Annotated in this window: 16 protein-coding genes; 13 read left to right on the top strand and 3 right to left on the bottom strand. The window is 69.8% G+C overall.

The window, feature by feature from the left end; genetic code table 11:
- Positions 1-115 precede the first annotated feature (115 nt).
- Positions 116-1,633, top strand: coding sequence for an SDR family NAD(P)-dependent oxidoreductase (locus ACQKIP_RS21040; RefSeq protein ID WP_365865054.1), 1,518 nt, complete (start codon positions 116-118; stop codon positions 1,631-1,633).
- A gap of 36 nt (positions 1,634-1,669) precedes the next feature.
- Here ACQKIP_RS21040 and ACQKIP_RS21035 read toward each other — a convergent pair whose 3' ends face one another.
- Entirely contained in the window at positions 1,670-2,491 is an 822-nt protein-coding gene (locus ACQKIP_RS21035) for an SDR family oxidoreductase (protein ID WP_365865056.1), read from the bottom strand.
- Between the two features lie 306 nt (positions 2,492-2,797).
- On the opposite strand from ACQKIP_RS21035, the gene ACQKIP_RS21030 reads away from it, so the two are divergent.
- The 8 genes from ACQKIP_RS21030 (at position 2,798) to ACQKIP_RS20995 (ending at position 9,544) form a co-directional block, all read left to right on the top strand.
- Positions 2,798-2,971: a hypothetical protein gene (locus tag ACQKIP_RS21030; RefSeq protein ID WP_365865058.1), complete on the top strand. Its 174-nt coding sequence runs from the start codon at positions 2,798-2,800 to the stop codon at positions 2,969-2,971.
- Positions 2,972-3,101: 130 nt separating this feature from the next.
- Complete coding sequence (locus ACQKIP_RS21025; protein ID WP_365865060.1) at positions 3,102-4,130, top strand: YihY/virulence factor BrkB family protein; 1,029 nt, start codon at positions 3,102-3,104, stop codon at positions 4,128-4,130.
- A gap of 87 nt (positions 4,131-4,217) precedes the next feature.
- Positions 4,218-4,658 carry a phage holin family protein gene (locus ACQKIP_RS21020; protein ID WP_427743750.1) on the top strand — a complete coding sequence of 147 codons (441 nt, stop codon included), beginning with the start codon at positions 4,218-4,220 and terminating at the stop codon, positions 4,656-4,658.
- Positions 4,655-5,092 (top strand): DUF3618 domain-containing protein, encoded by a 438-nt coding sequence (locus ACQKIP_RS21015; RefSeq protein WP_365865062.1) that lies wholly within the window; start codon positions 4,655-4,657, stop codon positions 5,090-5,092. The genes ACQKIP_RS21020 and ACQKIP_RS21015 overlap by 4 nt, the downstream gene beginning before the upstream one ends.
- A complete protein-coding gene (locus tag ACQKIP_RS21010; RefSeq protein ID WP_365865064.1) occupies positions 5,089-5,355 on the top strand; it encodes a DUF4235 domain-containing protein in 267 nt (88 codons plus the stop codon). The genes ACQKIP_RS21015 and ACQKIP_RS21010 overlap by 4 nt, the downstream gene beginning before the upstream one ends.
- 112 nt (positions 5,356-5,467) lie before the next feature.
- Positions 5,468-7,372, top strand: coding sequence for a family 20 glycosylhydrolase (locus tag ACQKIP_RS21005; protein WP_427743748.1), 1,905 nt, complete (start codon positions 5,468-5,470; stop codon positions 7,370-7,372).
- 40 nt (positions 7,373-7,412) lie between these two features.
- On the top strand, positions 7,413-9,059 hold the full coding sequence (locus ACQKIP_RS21000; protein ID WP_365865066.1) for an alpha-L-fucosidase: 1,647 nt from the start codon (positions 7,413-7,415) through the stop codon (positions 9,057-9,059).
- Positions 9,060-9,145: 86 nt separating this feature from the next.
- Positions 9,146-9,544, top strand: coding sequence for a nuclear transport factor 2 family protein (locus ACQKIP_RS20995; RefSeq protein WP_365865067.1), 399 nt, complete (start codon positions 9,146-9,148; stop codon positions 9,542-9,544).
- Positions 9,545-9,553: 9 nt separating this feature from the next.
- Here the strand turns inward: ACQKIP_RS20995 and ACQKIP_RS20990 are convergent, their stop codons facing one another.
- The gene (locus ACQKIP_RS20990) at positions 9,554-9,916 is read right to left on the bottom strand and encodes a hypothetical protein (RefSeq protein ID WP_365865069.1); all 363 of its coding nucleotides are present in this window, start codon (positions 9,914-9,916) and stop codon (positions 9,554-9,556) included.
- A gap of 48 nt (positions 9,917-9,964) precedes the next feature.
- Positions 9,965-10,981: a LacI family DNA-binding transcriptional regulator gene (locus ACQKIP_RS20985; protein ID WP_365865070.1), complete on the bottom strand. Its 1,017-nt coding sequence runs from the start codon at positions 10,979-10,981 to the stop codon at positions 9,965-9,967.
- A 262-nt stretch (positions 10,982-11,243) separates the two neighbouring features.
- Here ACQKIP_RS20985 and ACQKIP_RS20980 point away from each other — a divergent pair, with 262 nt between their 5' ends.
- The 4 genes from ACQKIP_RS20980 (at position 11,244) to ACQKIP_RS20965 (ending at position 15,774) form a co-directional block, all read left to right on the top strand.
- Entirely contained in the window at positions 11,244-12,551 is a 1,308-nt protein-coding gene (locus ACQKIP_RS20980) for an extracellular solute-binding protein (RefSeq protein WP_427743744.1), read from the top strand.
- 23 nt (positions 12,552-12,574) lie between these two features.
- Complete coding sequence (locus tag ACQKIP_RS20975) at positions 12,575-13,510, top strand: carbohydrate ABC transporter permease (protein ID WP_365865072.1); 936 nt, start codon at positions 12,575-12,577, stop codon at positions 13,508-13,510.
- An 89-nt stretch (positions 13,511-13,599) separates the two neighbouring features.
- Positions 13,600-14,445: a carbohydrate ABC transporter permease gene (locus tag ACQKIP_RS20970; RefSeq protein WP_365865184.1), complete on the top strand. Its 846-nt coding sequence runs from the start codon at positions 13,600-13,602 to the stop codon at positions 14,443-14,445.
- A gap of 69 nt (positions 14,446-14,514) precedes the next feature.
- The gene (locus ACQKIP_RS20965) at positions 14,515-15,774 is read left to right on the top strand and encodes a glycoside hydrolase 5 family protein (protein WP_365865074.1); all 1,260 of its coding nucleotides are present in this window, start codon (positions 14,515-14,517) and stop codon (positions 15,772-15,774) included.
- Positions 15,775-15,832: the final 58 nt, after the last annotated feature.

The raw sequence follows: 15,832 nt of genomic DNA, 5'->3' as shown, positions 1-15,832 counted from the left end.
TGCGTAGAGCGCCCGAGTTTGATAGAGGGGCCCGTCGCTACGTAAAGTTCTCTTCTTTGGAGCTTCCGCGGTCACTCAGACGAGCCGCGGCATGAGTGACGCGAGGACAGCGGCGATGACGGTGACAGAGGACAGCCCGGGGGCTGCCGGTCCGGCCGAAGAGGCCTCCGGCGAGGCCGTCGACTTCGGCCCCGGCATCGACCCCGACCGGCTCGCCGTCTGCCTCAGCGTGCTCGACGAGCTCGACAAGCTCGACGTCGACCACCCCGACGCGATCGCCGTGCGCCGCGCCACCGCCGGGATCTACCGGACCGTGAAGCAGCGCCGCCGCCAGGAGCGCCGGGCCGCCAAGACCGCGCACGACAAGGCCGTCACCGAAGCCACCGCCACCGGCTCCGCCGAGCGGATCGACGACGAGACCGAGGGGCTGCTGCCCTCCTCGCAGACCGAGGAGGGCCGGATCGCGGGGATACTCCAGCGCCCGCGCTCCTGCTACACCTGCAAGACGCGGTACGTGGAAGTCGACTACTTCTACCACCAGCTGTGTCCGGACTGCGCCCGCCTGAACCGGAGCAAGCGCGACGCCCGCACCGATCTCACCGGCAAGCGCGCGCTGCTCACCGGCGGCCGCGCCAAGATCGGCATGTACATCGCGCTGCGCCTCCTTCGCGACGGTGCCCACACCACCATCACGACCCGCTTCCCCAAGGACGCCATCCGCCGCTTCAAGGCGATGGACGACTCGGCGGACTGGCTGCACCGCCTGGAGATCGTCGGCATCGACCTGCGCGACCCGGCCCAGTCCGTCGCGCTCGCCGAGCGGGTCGCCGCGGCCGGACCGCTCGACATCCTGATCAACAACGCCACGCAGACCGTGCGCCGCCTGCCCTCGGCGTACGCCGCCCTGGTCGACGGCGAGGGCGCGCCGCTGCCCGCCGGTGAGCTGCCCGCCCACTCCGTCATCGGCGCCTTCAATTCCGGCGCGGTGGACGGCCTGGCCGCGCTGCCCGTCGGCACCAGCGGCCTGGAGGCGCAGCAGGTCGCCGACCTCGCCCTCGTCGCGGGCAACGCCAGCGTCGCCCGGCACCTGGACGGCACCGCCATCGACGCGGGCGGCCTGGTCCCGGACGTCGTCGACAGCAACACCTGGGTGCAGACCATCGAGCAGATCTCCCCGGTGGAGCTCCTCGAGACCCAGCTGTGCAACTACACCTCGCCGTTCATCCTGATCAGCGCGCTGCGCCCGGCGATGTCCGACGCCGCGAAGAAGGCGTCGAGCGGCCGTTCCTACGTCGTCAACGTCTCGGCGATGGAGGGCGTCTTCGGCCGCGGGTACAAGGGCGCGGGCCACCCGAACACGAACGCCGCCAAGGCCGCCATGAACATGGTGACGCGGACCAGCGCCCAGGAGATGTTCCAGACCGACGGCATCCTCATGACCTCGATCGACACCGGTTGGATCACCGACGAGCGCCCGCACTTCGACAAGCTGCGCCTTGCCGACGAGGGCTTCCACGCGCCCCTGGACCTGATCGACGGCGCGGCGCGGGTCTACGACCCGGTCGTGCGGGGCGAGGCGGGCGAAGACGTGTTCGGTGTCTTCCTCAAGGACTACGCACCCGGCAAGTGGTAGCAGGCGGGCGGCGGCGGCCGCTCCTCGCCTGAGCCGTCAGGGCTCATCGTGATCAGCCCGCAGCCGCTCGTGCACCGGGTACGGAGATGATCCGCCGGCCGCTGCCCGCACTCTGGTCCCGCCGTCCACCAGGACGTCCGCGCCGGTCACCCATTCGGCCGCATCGGAGACCAGCCATGTCACGGCCCTCGCCACGTCCTCCGGCTCGCCGATGCGGCCGAGGGGCAGGCTCGCCGCGAGCTGTTGCTCGGCACCGTCCCACACGAAGCGGGCCATCTCGGTGCGGATGAGGCCGGGGGACACGGAGTTGACCCGTACCGAAGGGGCGAGTTCACCCGCGAGCTGGGCGGTCAGGTGCAGGAGTGCCGCCTTGCTGGTGCCGTACGCGCCCACGTTCGGGCCGACATGGGACGCGCCCTCCGTACAGATGTTCACCACCGCGCCGCCGTGCTCCCTCATCCAGGCGCGCCAGGCGAGCTGCGTCAAATGCAGCGCGGCCTCGACGTTCACGGTGAAGGCGGTACGCCACCGGGCCAGGTCGACGTCCATGAGCGCGCCGAAGGGGGCGTTGGTCGCGGCGTTGTTCACCAGGACGTCGAGCCGCCCGAACTCGTGCATCGCCAGGGCCACGCAGGCCTCCGCCCGACCGGAATCAGCCACGCCGCCCGCACATCCGACGGCCTGCGCCCCCTCGGCGCGCAGTGCGGCCACCGCCGCTTCCAGGGAGGTCGGTTCGCGTGCTGTCACCACGAGGCGGTGCCCGGAGCCTGCCAGGGCCCGCGCGACGGCGAGTCCGATGCCCCGCGAGGCTCCGGTCACCAGAGCCACCGCGCCCTCCCGTGCCGGAGCAGAAGTCATTTCCGTACGGTCCCATGGAGTTACGGAAAGACCCATGGGGTCGACACTTTCGGAAGTTCTCGGCCCGACTGCCACCCCCACACCGACACGAAGTGTCCGAAATCGACCCCATCGGCGGAATCCATAGAGCGCGCGCCCGCTCATTTGGTTAATCTGATGCCAACGGACGGCCTCCAGGGGACCACAAGCACCCCTCTGCCGCCCTGGGACAGGCTTGCAACCGTGGCCGCGATCCCGCCCGATCAACGGCGCCACCGCGACCGAAGTGCCCTTGTCCTTCCGTTACGCGACACAGAGGAGTGCGCGGTGACACCAGATCTGACGAAGCAGGAAAAGCGACCGGCGGAGCGCGGCGGCGAGCGGGCCGGCAGGCCCCACAAGCTCAGCAACCTCGACTCGTGGGCCAAAGCGGCCCCGATCCGACTCGCCGGCTACGAGGACGACCTCGCGGAGCCGCATATCCTCCCCGGTATCGACTGATCCCTCCGCTTCGCCGCGTGCCCCCTGCCGGTTTCAGGACCTCTGACCCCGGCAGGGGGCACGCGGCGTGTGCGGGTCCCGCAGGCGCCTTTCGCGCATGGTCGGGCGGTTGCGGGTTACTCCGGAGAGTATGAGCGGAACATCGGATGCCGAGTACAGCGCGGAGCGCCCCCTGGTCGAGCCCACGCAGCTGCCGAAGCGGTCCTGGCGTGCGGTCGTCACGGGCGTGGTCCGCGAGTTCAGGGACGACGAGCTGGCCGACCGGGCCGCGGCGCTGACCTACTACGGGGTGCTTTCGCTGTTCCCGACGATCCTGGTCCTTGTCTCCCTCCTCGGTGTCGTGGGGGAGTCGGCCATCGACTGGCTCCTGGAGAACCTGGACAAGCTCGCGCCGGGCTCGGCGAAGGAGATCATCAGCGACGCCGTGGAGCAGCTGCGGGGCCAGGGCGGCTTCGGCTCCCTCATGGCGGTGGTCGGCATCGTCCTCGCGGTGTGGGCGTCCTCCGGGTACGTGGGGGCGTTCATCCGCACCGCCAACGCCGTGTACGACATGCCCGAGGGGCGGCCGGTGTGGAAGGTGCTCCCGGTGCGGGTGGGCGTGACGGTGGTGCTCCTGACCCTTGCCGTCCTCAGCGCGCTCATCGTGGTGTTCACGGGCGGACTCGCCCACACCGTGGGTTCGGCGCTCGGGTTCGGTGACGCGGCGCTGACCGTGTGGTCCGTCGCGAAGTGGCCGGTACTCGTCGTCCTGGTGACTTTCATGGTCGCGCTGCTGTTCTGGGCGACGCCGAACGTGAAGGGCCGCGGCTTCCGGTGGGTCAGCCCGGGCAGCGTGATCGCGCTGGTGATCTGGCTGATCGCCTCGGCCGGTTTCGCCTTCTACGTGAGCAACTTCGGCTCGTACAACAAGACCTACGGCGCGCTCGCCGGCGTGATCATCTTTCTGGTCTGGCTCTGGCTCAGCAACATCGCGATCCTGCTCGGCCTGGAGTTCGACGCCGAGCTGTCCCGGCAGCGGGCCATCGCCGGTGGTCTGCCTCCCGAGGAGGAGCCGTACCTGCCGCCCCGCGACACCCGCGCGTGGGACGAGGAGGACCAGCGGCGCATGGAGGAGGACCACCGGCCCACGGAGGGGGACCACCGGCCCACGCAGGAGTGACGCCGCCCGGCGCGAACGGGGTCCCGCCATGTGCCGATCGAGGAGATCGGGGTACCCGGCCGCAGAACAGACAGGAGGTTGATGACGATGGCCCAGACAGGTCCGCACACCACCGGCGGTGCCGGCAGCGGACGGAGCGCCACCGGCAGCGAGCCGGTGGGCGACCTCGTGCAGCGCGCGTCCCAGCAGCTGACGGAGCTGGTGCGTGGTGAGATGCGTCTGGCGCAGGCCGAGATGAAGGAGAAGACCAGGCGCTACGGCAAGGGCAGCGGGTTGTTCGGCGGAGCCGGACTCGTCGGCTTCCTCACCTTGCAGGCCCTCGTCGCCACCGCGATCGCGGCGCTCGCGGTGCCGTTCCCGGTGTGGGCCGCGGGGCTGATCGTCACCGCGGTCCTCGGTCTGACCGCCGCGGTCCTGGCGATGACCGGCAAGAAGGAAGTCGGCCGGGCCGCCCCGCCGATCCCCGAGCAGGCCATCGGCGGCGTGAAGGCCGATGTCGCAGAGATCAAGGAGAGTGCACACCGATGACCCAGTCCCACGACAAGCACGCCGCCGGTTCCGGGGAGCTGCGCGCCAAGGTCGAGCAGACCCGCCAGGATCTGGGCGAGACGGTCGAGGCGCTGGCGGCCAAGGCGGACGTCAAGGCACGTGCGCAGGACAAGGCCGTGGCCATCAAGGGCCAGACGGCCGAGAAGGCCGCGGAGCTGGGCGGGCAGGCGGTGGCCAAGGCCACCGAGGCCGCCCATGTGCTCCAGGACAAGGTGCCCGACCAGGTCAAGGACAAGGCTGCCGCTGCCACCGGGCAGGTGAAGGCCGTGGCGGGACAGGCCACCGAGGTCTGGCAGGACAAGGCACCCGAGCAGGTCCGCAACCGCCGCACCGCCTTCCTCGCCGGTGGCGCCGCGCTGGCGGCCGCGTACGTGCTGGTGCGGCGCAAGCGGAAGCACGGGAGCTCGGCGTGAAGGCCTCGAAGATCGCGTACAAGCCGGTCGGGATGGCGCTCGGCGCGCTCGCCGGTGTGGCCGCCGGCGGGTTGTTCAAGCAGGCGTGGAAGGTGGCCGGACACGATGAGGACGCGCCCGACGCCACCGACGAAGACCGCGGCTGGGGCGAGATCCTGCTGGCGGCCACGCTCCAGGGCGCGATCTTCGCCGTGGTCAAGGCCGCCGTCGACCGTGGTGGCGCTGTCGCCACCCGCCGGTTGACGGGCACCTGGCCCGGCTGAGACCCCGGCTGGGATTCATCCGATGGATCGGCTTGCGGCAGTGCAAATGTCCAAGTCCCCGTCGCGAGCAATGCATTGACACCCTCATGGGGCGCTTGAATCATCGGATGTCATGACTGACATGCGCATGATGCTCGCGCCCCGTGCGCGGCCAGGGCGGCTCCGTCGGCTGAGCGGCGCCGCGCTGGCCCTGCTGCTGCTCGCGGCGCCGGTCCCGGCGGCCCGGGCCGCCGGGACCCCGCAGCCCGCCGCGGACCCGCCCCGCACCGTCCCCGCGCTCGCCGACTGGACACCGGGGAAGGGGAGTTACGTCTTCGGCCCCGGTACCCGGCTCGTCGCCCGGGGCAAGGCGGCCCGGGATGTCGCCCGTACTCTCGCCGACGACCTGCGTGCCGCGGGCGAGGGCCGGACGCCGGTCACCGGCGGCTCCCCGCGCGACGGCGACATCGTGATCGACGTCGCCCCCGCGCGCAAGGCGCTGGGCGCCGAGGGCTACGTCCTCCGCGCGGGCGACCGACTGGAGATCACCGGGGCGACCGCAGCCGGAGCCTTCTACGGCACCCGCACCCTCCTCCAGCTCCTCGCGCAGAGCGACCGCGTCCCGGCCGGACGCACGGTCGACGTGCCGCAGTACAAGGAGCGCGGGGTGGGCGTCTGTGCCTGCTACATCCACGTCTCGACGCCGTGGCTGGAGAACCTCGTACGCGACATGGCGTACAACAAGCAGAACCAGCTGCTCCTCGAACTCAAGGTGAAGAGCGACAGGCACCCCGGGGCCAACAGCTGGGGCTACTACACCAAGAGCGAGATACGCCGCCTCGTCGCCCTCGGCGAGAAGTACCACGTCACGATCATCCCCGAGATCAACTCGCCCGGTCACATGGACCCGTGGCTGGAGAAGCGCACCGACCTCCAGCTCACCGACTCCGACGGCAAGCCGCAGCCGTCGCGCCTCGACATCACCAAGGACGAGGCCTTCGCGTACTACACGAGCCTCATCGACGAGTACGCCGAGGTGTTCCCCGCGAAGTCCTGGCACATGGGCGCCGACGAGTACATGCTCGGCTCCGACTTCGCCAAGTACCCCCACATCCTCGAATACGCGCGCGAGAAGTACGGCGAGAAGGCCACCCCGCAGGACGCCTTCGTCGACTTCGTCAACCGTGTGCACGCGTACGCGAAGGGCAAGGGCAAGCAGCTGCGCATCTGGAACGACGGCCTGACCGGCGCGAACACCGTGCCGGTCGCGGCGGGGACGAGCGTGGAGCACTGGCTCGACGTGAAGACCAAGCCGAGCGAACTCATCGCGCGGGGCTATCCGTTGCAGAACGCCGCCTACTCCCTCTACCTCGTCCGCGGCGGCTTCCACACCGACACCAAGGCGCTGTACGACAAGGCGTGGGACCCGCGGCAGTTCGAGGGCGAGAAGCTCGCCTCACGGGACGGCATCACCGGCGCGAAGATCAGCCTCTGGCCGGACAACGGGCGAGGCGAGACCGAGAACGAAGTCGCGGCCTCGATGGCCATGCCGCTCAGCCACGTCGCCCAGGTCACCTGGGGCTCCGCCCACCCGGACCCGGCGTACGCCGACTTCACCGCACGCGCCAGGTCCGTCGGTCACGCGCCCGGTTGGCGGGACCTGACGAAGACGCCGGTGGCCGACGGGACGTACACCCTGCGCGACACCAAGGGGCATGCGAAGCCCGCCGCGTACGAGATCAAGCGCACCGCCGACGGCTACGCCACGCTGCGGTCCGCGACGGACGGCACCTGCCTGGAGACCCGCAGCGGCAAGCTCACGCTCAACGTGCCGCTGGAGCCGGGCAGTTCGATCACGCACGAAGCGTGCGATCCGGCGAACACCCTGCAGCAGTGGCAGCTGGTGAAGGCGTCGGGTGGCTTCCGGCTCGTGAACGCGATCACTCAGATGGCCGTGCACGTCGCCGATGACGGGCGGCTCCAGCAGTATCCGACCGATCAAAAGACGCCCGCGAACTGGACGTTGACGCCCCGCTGATCCCCTCGCCCCGAGATCCGACAGGGAGACCCGCAGCCCCATGACTGTCAGCAGACGCCTCTTCGTGACCGCCGCCGTCACCACGGCGGTCGCCGCGTCGAGCAGTTCCCTCGCGCTCGCCGCACCCGGCTCCGTCGGCACGGCCGCTTCCGCCGCACCGGAACCGCCCTACCGCATCCCGATCAGCCCCGAGGACTCCGCCGAAGAGGTGGTCGCCAAGGCATCCGGGGTCCGGCCCACCGAACGGCAGATCGCCTGGCAGCGCCTTGAGCAGACCGCGTTCCTGCACTTCGGCGTCAACACCTTCACCGGCCTCGAATGGGGCACGGGCGAGGAGGATCCGGACGTCTTCCAGCCGTCGGGGCTCGACACCGACCAGTGGGCGCGGGCCCTGCGCGACGGCGGCTTCAAGCTCGCCATCCTCACCGTCAAGCACCACGACGGCTTCGTGCTCTACCCCTCGCGGTACACCAAGCACAGTGTGATCAGCAGCAGTTGGCGGGGTGGCAAGGGCGACGTACTGCGCTCGTTCGCCGACTCCCTGCGCCGGTACGGCCTCAAGGTGGGCGTCTATATCTCGCCAGCCGACGAGAACCAGTACCTGCACGGCGTCTACGCCAACGGCAGCGCGCGCTCGCCGCGCACCATTCCCACGCCGGTGGAGGGCGACGACCGGTCGGACGCCGCGGCCGCACGGTCGTTCACGCTGGACGCGACCGACTACGGCGCCCACATGCTCAACCAGCTCTACGAGGTGCTCACCGAGTACGGGCCCGTCGACGAGGTCTGGTTCGACGGGGCCCAGGGGCGTATCCCGCCGGAGAAGGTGGAGACGTACGACTGGGACAGCTGGTACGCGGTCATCCGCGCTCTGGCGCCGGACGCGGCGGTCGCCGTGCGCGGGCCCGACGTCCGGTGGGTCGGCAACGAGGGCGGGCTCGCCCGCGAGGACGAGTGGAGCGTCGTGCCCGTCAAGGACTCGGGGAACGGCAGCATCGACTACGCCCTGAAGTACGACGCGCCCGACCAGGGAAGCCGCCGGGCGCTTGCCGATGCGAGGGCCGTCGCCCAGTACGTGCAGTGGTGGCCGGCGGAGTGCGATGTCTCGATCAGGCCGGGATGGTTCTACCACGAGGATGAACAGCCCAAGTCCGTCGAGCAGTTGACGGACATCTGGTTCCGTTCGGTGGGCCGGAACTCGGTGCTGCTCCTGAACATCCCGCCGGACAAGCAGGGCCTGCTCCCGGCGGCGGACGTGGCACGGCTCCGGGAGTTCCGCGAGCGGATCGGACGTGAGCTGCCCGAGGACCTCGCGCGGGGGGCGCGGGCCCGCGGCGACGGCCGCCGCGCACCGCAAGCCGTCGACGGCGACCCGGACACGGCGTGGGAGTGCCCGGCGGCCTCCCGCGGGACGCTCACGATCGACCTGGGCAAGGCGCGCGAGGTCGACCGGATCCGCCTCGGCGAGGACATCCGGCGAGGCCAGCAACTGGAACACGCCGTGATCGAGGCGCGGACGTCCGGCGGCTCCGGGTGGTCCCTCGTGACGGAGGTGGACACGGTGGGCGCGAGCCGCGTCCTGGCCCTTGCCGCGCCGGTGCGGGCCCGGGAATGGCGGCTGCGGGTGACGGGTTCGCGGGAAGCGGTACGACTGACGGAACTCGGCCTCTACCGCTCGCGGGTGTAGGGGTCTCTTCACGGGGCCGGGCTCGTGTGCACGGGCGCGGCCCCCTTTGAAGTCGCCGCAGCAGCAGCGGTGTTAGCGTCACGGCCATGTCCAAGAATGAGATCGACGCCCTCACCGCCGAGTTCTTCGGTGCCTTCGACAATGCGGGCGGCAAGGCCGCTGACGTGGGCCGCATCCGCCGGCTCATGATTCCTGGCGGGGTGATCGTCATGACCGGACCGCAGTACACGGTCTACACGGTGGACGAGTTCATCGAGCCGCGCAGACGGCTCCTGTCCGAGGGCCGGTTGACGGAGTTCTCCGAGTGGGAGACCTCCGAGCGGACCGAGATAGAGGGGGACATCGCCTCGCGGTTCGGTGAGTACCGCAAATCCGGGACCTTGGACGGCGAACCCTTCGAGGGCGGCGGCACCAAGACCATCCAGTTCGTGCGCACCCCGGACGGCTGGCGGATCGCGGCGTTCTCCTGGTACGACAAGCCCTGACCGGGATCATCACGGCCACTCGACCCGTCCGTCGCGTACCACCAGCGGGGCGGGCCGGTCCTCCTCGTAGAACCTGATCCAGCCGACGCGGACGGAGCCGTCGAACGCCGCGTGGTGGCCCTCGGCCCTGGCGGCGAGCCACGCGAGCAGATCGCCGAAGCGGTCGAAGTCGTCCGGGTGGGCCTCCGTCCGGGCCGTCAGCGCCCAGCCGGCGTCGCGCGGAAGCAGTACGGAGGTGAGGGCTCCGCCGGCCTTCGATGCCGTGCCGTGGAAGTCGTCCTGGCCGAGATGCCCCCGGAGTTCGGCGACCTCCGCTCCGGAGAGGTCGTCACGCAGGTCAAGGGCGATGGTGAGTTCGTAGATGTCCGCCATACCGGCACCGTAACGGCGGGGTACGACACAGCCGCCGGGCAGGGGCGGTCAGCCCCCGGCTGCCCGTCCCGTGCTTTCCCGTTCGATGAGGGTGGGCAGGGGGACCTGGACCGTGGCTGCGGGGCCGTTGTCCAGGAGGGAGAGGAGTTCGCGGGCCGCCGTCCGGCCGAAGGACATCGTGTCGCGCGAGAGTGCCGTCAGCCACGGGTGCACCATGCGGCACAGCGCCGAGTCCTCCCAGGCGATCACCGAGACGTCCCCCGGTACGGCGAACCCGAGCGAGGCCGCCGCGGCGACCCCGGCGACGGCCATCACGTCGTTGTCGTACACGAGGGCCGTCGGCGGCGACGCGGCCGAGAGCATCCGGCGGGTCACCGCTGCGCCCTCCGCGTCCGAGTAGTCCGTGGTCACCGAGCGGACCTCGGACAGGCCGCGCCGCTTCGCCTCGGCCCGCAGCGTGCGGATGCGCCGCTCCGTGTGCGCGAGTCCGGGCAGGCCCGCGATGTGCACGATGCGGCGGTGACCGAGGGCGTGGAGATGGTCCACGATCGCCGCCATCGCGCCCGCGTCGTCCGCCCAGACCGTGGAGAGGCCGGGGTGGTGCGCGTCCGGATCCGGCACGCCGCCGGTGACCACGGCGGGCAGCCCCAGTTCGTCGAGGAGCGCCGGGCGTGGATCGTCCGTGCGCGGGTCCACGACCAGGACGCCGTCCACCCGGCGCTCGGCCCACCACCGCTGGTAGACCGCGCACTCGGCGTCCACGTCCTCGGCCACCTGGAAGAGCAGGCCCAGCTGACGCTCCGCCAGGACCTCCTGGATGCCTGAGATCAGCTGAAGGAAGAACGAGTCGACGCCCAGCGTCCCCGCGGGCCTCGCCACCACGAGCCCCACCGTCGCCGCGCCCTCGCCGGACAGTGCGCGGGCCGCCGTGCTCGGATGCCAGCCCAGCTGCTCGGCGACCCTGCGGACACGGTCGCGGGTGATGTCGGAGACGCCCGGCCGGTCGTTGAGCGCGAAGGACACGGCGCTCTCGGAGACTCCGGCGCGGCGCGCGATGTCCTTCATGGTCGGCCGGCGTGCCGGGGACCGCTTGCCTTGCACCGGTGTTGCCCCTTTCCTGTGGCGCTCCAACTAATGCGCTTGAGCCAGCACACTCTAAAGCGCATTAGTCGATCCCCGCAAGGAGTTGAACACACCGCTCTGACCTGCGTAGTTGATGGGACTGAGGCGAGTCCGACAAGGATTATTCAACGAATCCATTGACTTTTTACCGGAGCGCCGTGCAAGGTCAGCCTCACGCTGGGCCGAGCAAAGGAGCCGTTTCACCGTGCGCATCTCCCATCACCCCCGCATCCCCAGAAGGGCAGCCGCCGCTGCCGCCGCCATCGCCGTGCTCCTGCCGCTGAGCGCCTGCGGAGACGGAGGTGACGGCGGCGGTTCGACGGACGCCTCGGGCAAGATCGAGGGCGAGATCACCTTCCAGACCTGGAACCTGAAGGCCAACTTCAAGTCCTACTTCGAAGGCGTCGTCGACGGCTTCGAGAAGAAGTACCCCGGCACGAAGGTGCACTGGGTCGACCAGCCCGGCGAGGGCTACGCCGACAAGATCAGTGCCGACGCCGCCGCCGGCACCCTCCCGGACGTCGTGAACGTCTCGCCCGACCTGGTGGCCCCGCTCGCCAAGGCCGGACTCGCCCTCGACCTCGACAAGGCCGCGGGGAAGTACGAGAAGGAGTACCTGCCGGGGGCGTGGAAGAGCCACCAGATACCGGGCACGGAGGGCACGTACGCCTTCCCGTGGTACCTGAACACCGGCCCGCTCTTCTACAACAAGCGGATCTTCAAGGACGCCGGGCTCGACGCCGACAAGCCCCCGAAGACGTACGACGAACTCTTCGACGACGCGTTGCAGTTGTCGAAGAAGAGCAAGGGCAAGACCGCCACGCTCGCCAACATCCCCACCATCGAGGACTTCGGCCGCTACGGCGTCCCCCTGATGGACAAGGAGGGGACCAAGTTCACCTTCAACGGCGCCAAGGGCGTCGAACTCCTCAAGAAGTACAAGGAGTTGTACGACGCCAAGGCGCTCGACGGGCAGGCGCTCAACGCGACGCCCGAGTCGACGGGCAAGAAGTTCCTCACCGAGGCCGTCGCCATGAACCCCGGAAGCGCCCTGGACCTCGGCAAGTTCAAGAAGGAGGCGCCCTCCCTCTACAAGAACATCGGGATCACCCCGCAGATCACGAACACCGGCAAGGACAACATGTACGTGATGGGGGTGATGGTGAACGCCCAGACCAAGCAGACGCCCGCCGCCGTCGCCTTCGCCCACTACGTGACGGACGCCCAGCACCAGATGTCCTTCGCCAAGAAGGTCGCGATCTTCCCCAGCACGGAAGGCTCGCTCGACGACCCGTACTTCACCAAGGAGGACGGGACGGACGACACGCGCGTGCGCATCGCCGCCGCCAAGTCCATCAAGACCGCGGTGAATTACACGCCCGTGCTGTTCAGCGAGCAGATGAAGATCGAGCTGCGCAACAGCGTGGGCAAGGCCCTCCAGGGCAAGCAAAGCCCGAAGGAAGCACTTGACAACGCTGTCAAGAACTGCGACCGGCTGTTGCAGCAGAGCTGAGAAGACGACACGGGACCACCACCATGAAAAGCTCCAGTGCCGCCGCCGCTCCCCGCGCCGGGGCCGACGACCGCAGCCCACGCAAGAGCATCAGGCGTCAACTGCCCTCCAGTCCCTGGCTGTTCGCCGCCCCCGGACTGCTGATCGTCGGCATCTTCATCCTCTATCCGTTCGTCAGCACGCTCATCAACTCCTTCACCGACAAGCGGACCCTGATACCGGGGGAGTACGTCGGCCTGGACAACTTCCGCGAGCTGCTGCACGACGACATGTTCTGGATCGGTCTTCGCAACTCCACGCTGTACATCGTCGGGGTCGTCCCCGCGCTCGTGCTGCTGCCGCTGCTGCTCGCGATGCTCGTCCAGAAACACATCCCCGGCATCACCTTCTTCCGGTCCGCCTTCTACACGCCGGTGGTCGCGTCCATCGTCGTGGTGGGCCTGATCTGGGTGTGGATGCTGGATGAACGGGGCCTGGTGAACGCGGTACTGGAGGCGGTGGGTGTCGGCTCGGTCGGCTTCCTCAGCGACCAGTGGCTGCTCCTGCTGAGCGCCATGACCGTCACGGTCTGGAAGGGCCTCGGCTACTACATGATCATTTACCTGGCGGCGCTCGCCAACGTGCCGCGCGAGCTGCACGAAGCGGCGTCGGTGGACGGCGCGGGTTCCGTGCGCCGCTTCTTCACCGTCACCGTGCCCGCCGTGCGCTCCACGATGGTCCTGGTCGCCGCGCTGTCCTCGGTCGCCGCCTTCAAGGTGTTCTCCGAGGTCTATCTGATGGCAGGCCCCAACGGCGGCCCCGCGGGCGAGGACACCACCCTCGTGATGCTGGTGCAGCGCGTCGGCACCGGCCTGACCGGCCGCGTCGGGTACGCGTCGGCCATCTCGGTCGTCGTCTTCGTCGTCACCGTCGCGCTGATGCTGCTCGTACTGCGCGCGGACCGGAAGGAGGACGCGTGAGCATCGCGACGGACACGCGCAAAGCCGAGCAGGCACAGCCGAAGACGCAGGGCAGGGTCCGCAAGGGCGGCGCCCGCAAGCGCGGGCGGATCACCGACGAGAACGGCCGCCGGATGCCCGTGTGGGAGATCGTCCTGCGCTATCTGCTCCTGCTCGCCGTCCTTGCCCTGATGATCGGGCCGTTCCTCTGGCAGCTGTCCACCTCCCTCAAGGGCCCGCACGAGAACATCTTCAGCTCCCCGCCGGAGTTCTTGCCGAGCAGCCCGACCTTCCACAACTACGAGCGGGTCGCCGACACCATCCCCGTCTGGGACTACGCGCTCAACTCCCTCAAGGTGGCCGCCGCGAACGTGGTGACCAACTGCGTGGGCGCCACCCTCGCCGGCTACGCCCTCGCGCGCCTGCGCTACCGGGGCCGCAGAGCGGCGACGATCGTCTTCATCCTCGCCATGCTGGTGCCCGTGGAGGGCATCATCATCGCCCAGTTCACCACCATGCGGGAGCTGGGCCTGAACAACACCCTCATCGGTGTGCTGCTGCCCGGCTGCGTCTCCGCGCTCAACGTCCTGCTGATGCGCAACGCCTTCCTCAATCTGCCGTACGAGATCGAGGAAGCCGCGTACGTCGACGGCGCGAACGTCTGGCAGCGCTTCCTGCGGATCGCCCTGCCCGCGGTCAAGGGCACGCTCGCCGTGGTGGCGATCTTTGCCTTCATGGGTGCCTGGGACGACTTCCTGTGGCCGCTGATCGTGCTGAGCGACCCGGACAGATTCACCCTGACCATCGGTCTGAACTACCTGCACGGCACGTTCGCCAACGACGAACGGCTCGTCGCCGCGGGCACGGTCATCGCTGTGCTGCCGCTGATCGTGCTCTTCGGCTGCCTCCAGCGGTACTTCTTCCGCGGGGTGGGCGAGGGGGCGGTCAAGGGCTGAGCCGTCGTCTCCTCTCCGCCACACCGGGCCCCCGGCGGGCCCCGCATCCCCCCAAGAACCAGGACTCGCATGCCTCGTACGACCCGTGAGCCTTCCGCAGCGCCTCGCTTCGGAGCCAACTACACCCCCAGCCAGGGGTGGTTCCACCACTGGCTCGACTTCGACATCGACGCCGTGCGCGGCGATCTCGACGCGATCGCCGCACTCGGCCTCGACCACATCCGGGTCTTCCCGATCTGGCCGTACTTCCAGCCCAACCGCACCCTGATCAGGCCGCGCGCCGTGGAGCAGCTCGTCGCCCTCGCCGATGCCGCGGCCGAGCGGGGGCTCGACGTCAACGTCGACGGACTCCAGGGCCACCTGTCCAGCTTCGACTTCCTGCCCGCGTGGACGCAGACGTGGCACCGGCGGAACATCTTCACCGACCCCGATGTGGTGGAGGGCGAGGTCACGTACCTGCGTACGCTCGCCGCCGCACTCGCCGACCGGCCGAACTTCATCGGCATGACCATCGGCAACGAGGTCAACCAGTTCTCGGCGGGGCCGCATCCCGATCCGGACCGCATCACCGAGGAGCAGGCGGGGCAGTGGCTTCGGCGGGTGCTCGCCGCGTGCGAGGAGGGGGCGCCGGGCAAGCTGCATCTGCACGCCGAGTACGACGCCGCCTGGTACCAGGACGACCAGCCCTTCACCCCGGCCCAGGCGGCGCGGCTCGGCGGTGCGACCGCCGTGCACTCCTGGGTGTTCAACGGCACGGCGCAGCGGCACGGCCCGGAGGGGGTCGCCACCGCGCAGCACGCGGCGTACATGATCGAGCTGTCCAAGGCGTGGGCGGACGATCCGTGCCGTCCCGTGTGGCTCCAGGAGGTGGGCGCGCCCGCTCCTCTCATCCCCGCCGAGCATGCGGCGTCCTTCACCGAGGCGACGGTGGAGGCGGCGCTCGACTGTGCGGATGTGTGGGGGGTGACGTGGTGGTGCTCGCACGATGTGTCGCGGGCGCTGGCCGATTTCCCCGAGCTTGAGTACAGCCTGGGGTTGCTGACCAATGAGGGGAAGGTCAAGCCCGGGGGTGAGGTCCTTGCTCGTCTCGCCGAGGAGTGGCGGGGGAGGGAGTATGCGCCTGCGGTCCGCACGACCGCGGTGGTCGTGGACGACTCCACCTCGCGGCGGTCCGCGTGTGCTCCGGGGGGAGCGGTGTTCGAGACGTTCGTCCGGCTGGCGGGGGACGGGGTACGGCCCACGGCGGTGCTTGCGAGCCGGGCGGGGGACTCTGCGCACTTGGCTGCGCGGGGCATCACGGAGGTCGTGCGGCCGGGGGAGGTGGGCTAGCCCCGAGATCATTACCCCAACCCCGCCCCTTCCCGGCTGCATCGATTGGCGGCTCCGC

Origin of the sequence: Streptomyces sp. NPDC059900 (assembly GCF_050270335.1) — a bacterium.
In the GTDB taxonomy this organism is placed as follows: domain Bacteria; phylum Actinomycetota; class Actinomycetes; order Streptomycetales; family Streptomycetaceae; genus Streptomyces.
Note: the sequence above shows the minus strand (reverse complement) of the source record. Positions and strands in the feature narration are given on the sequence as shown.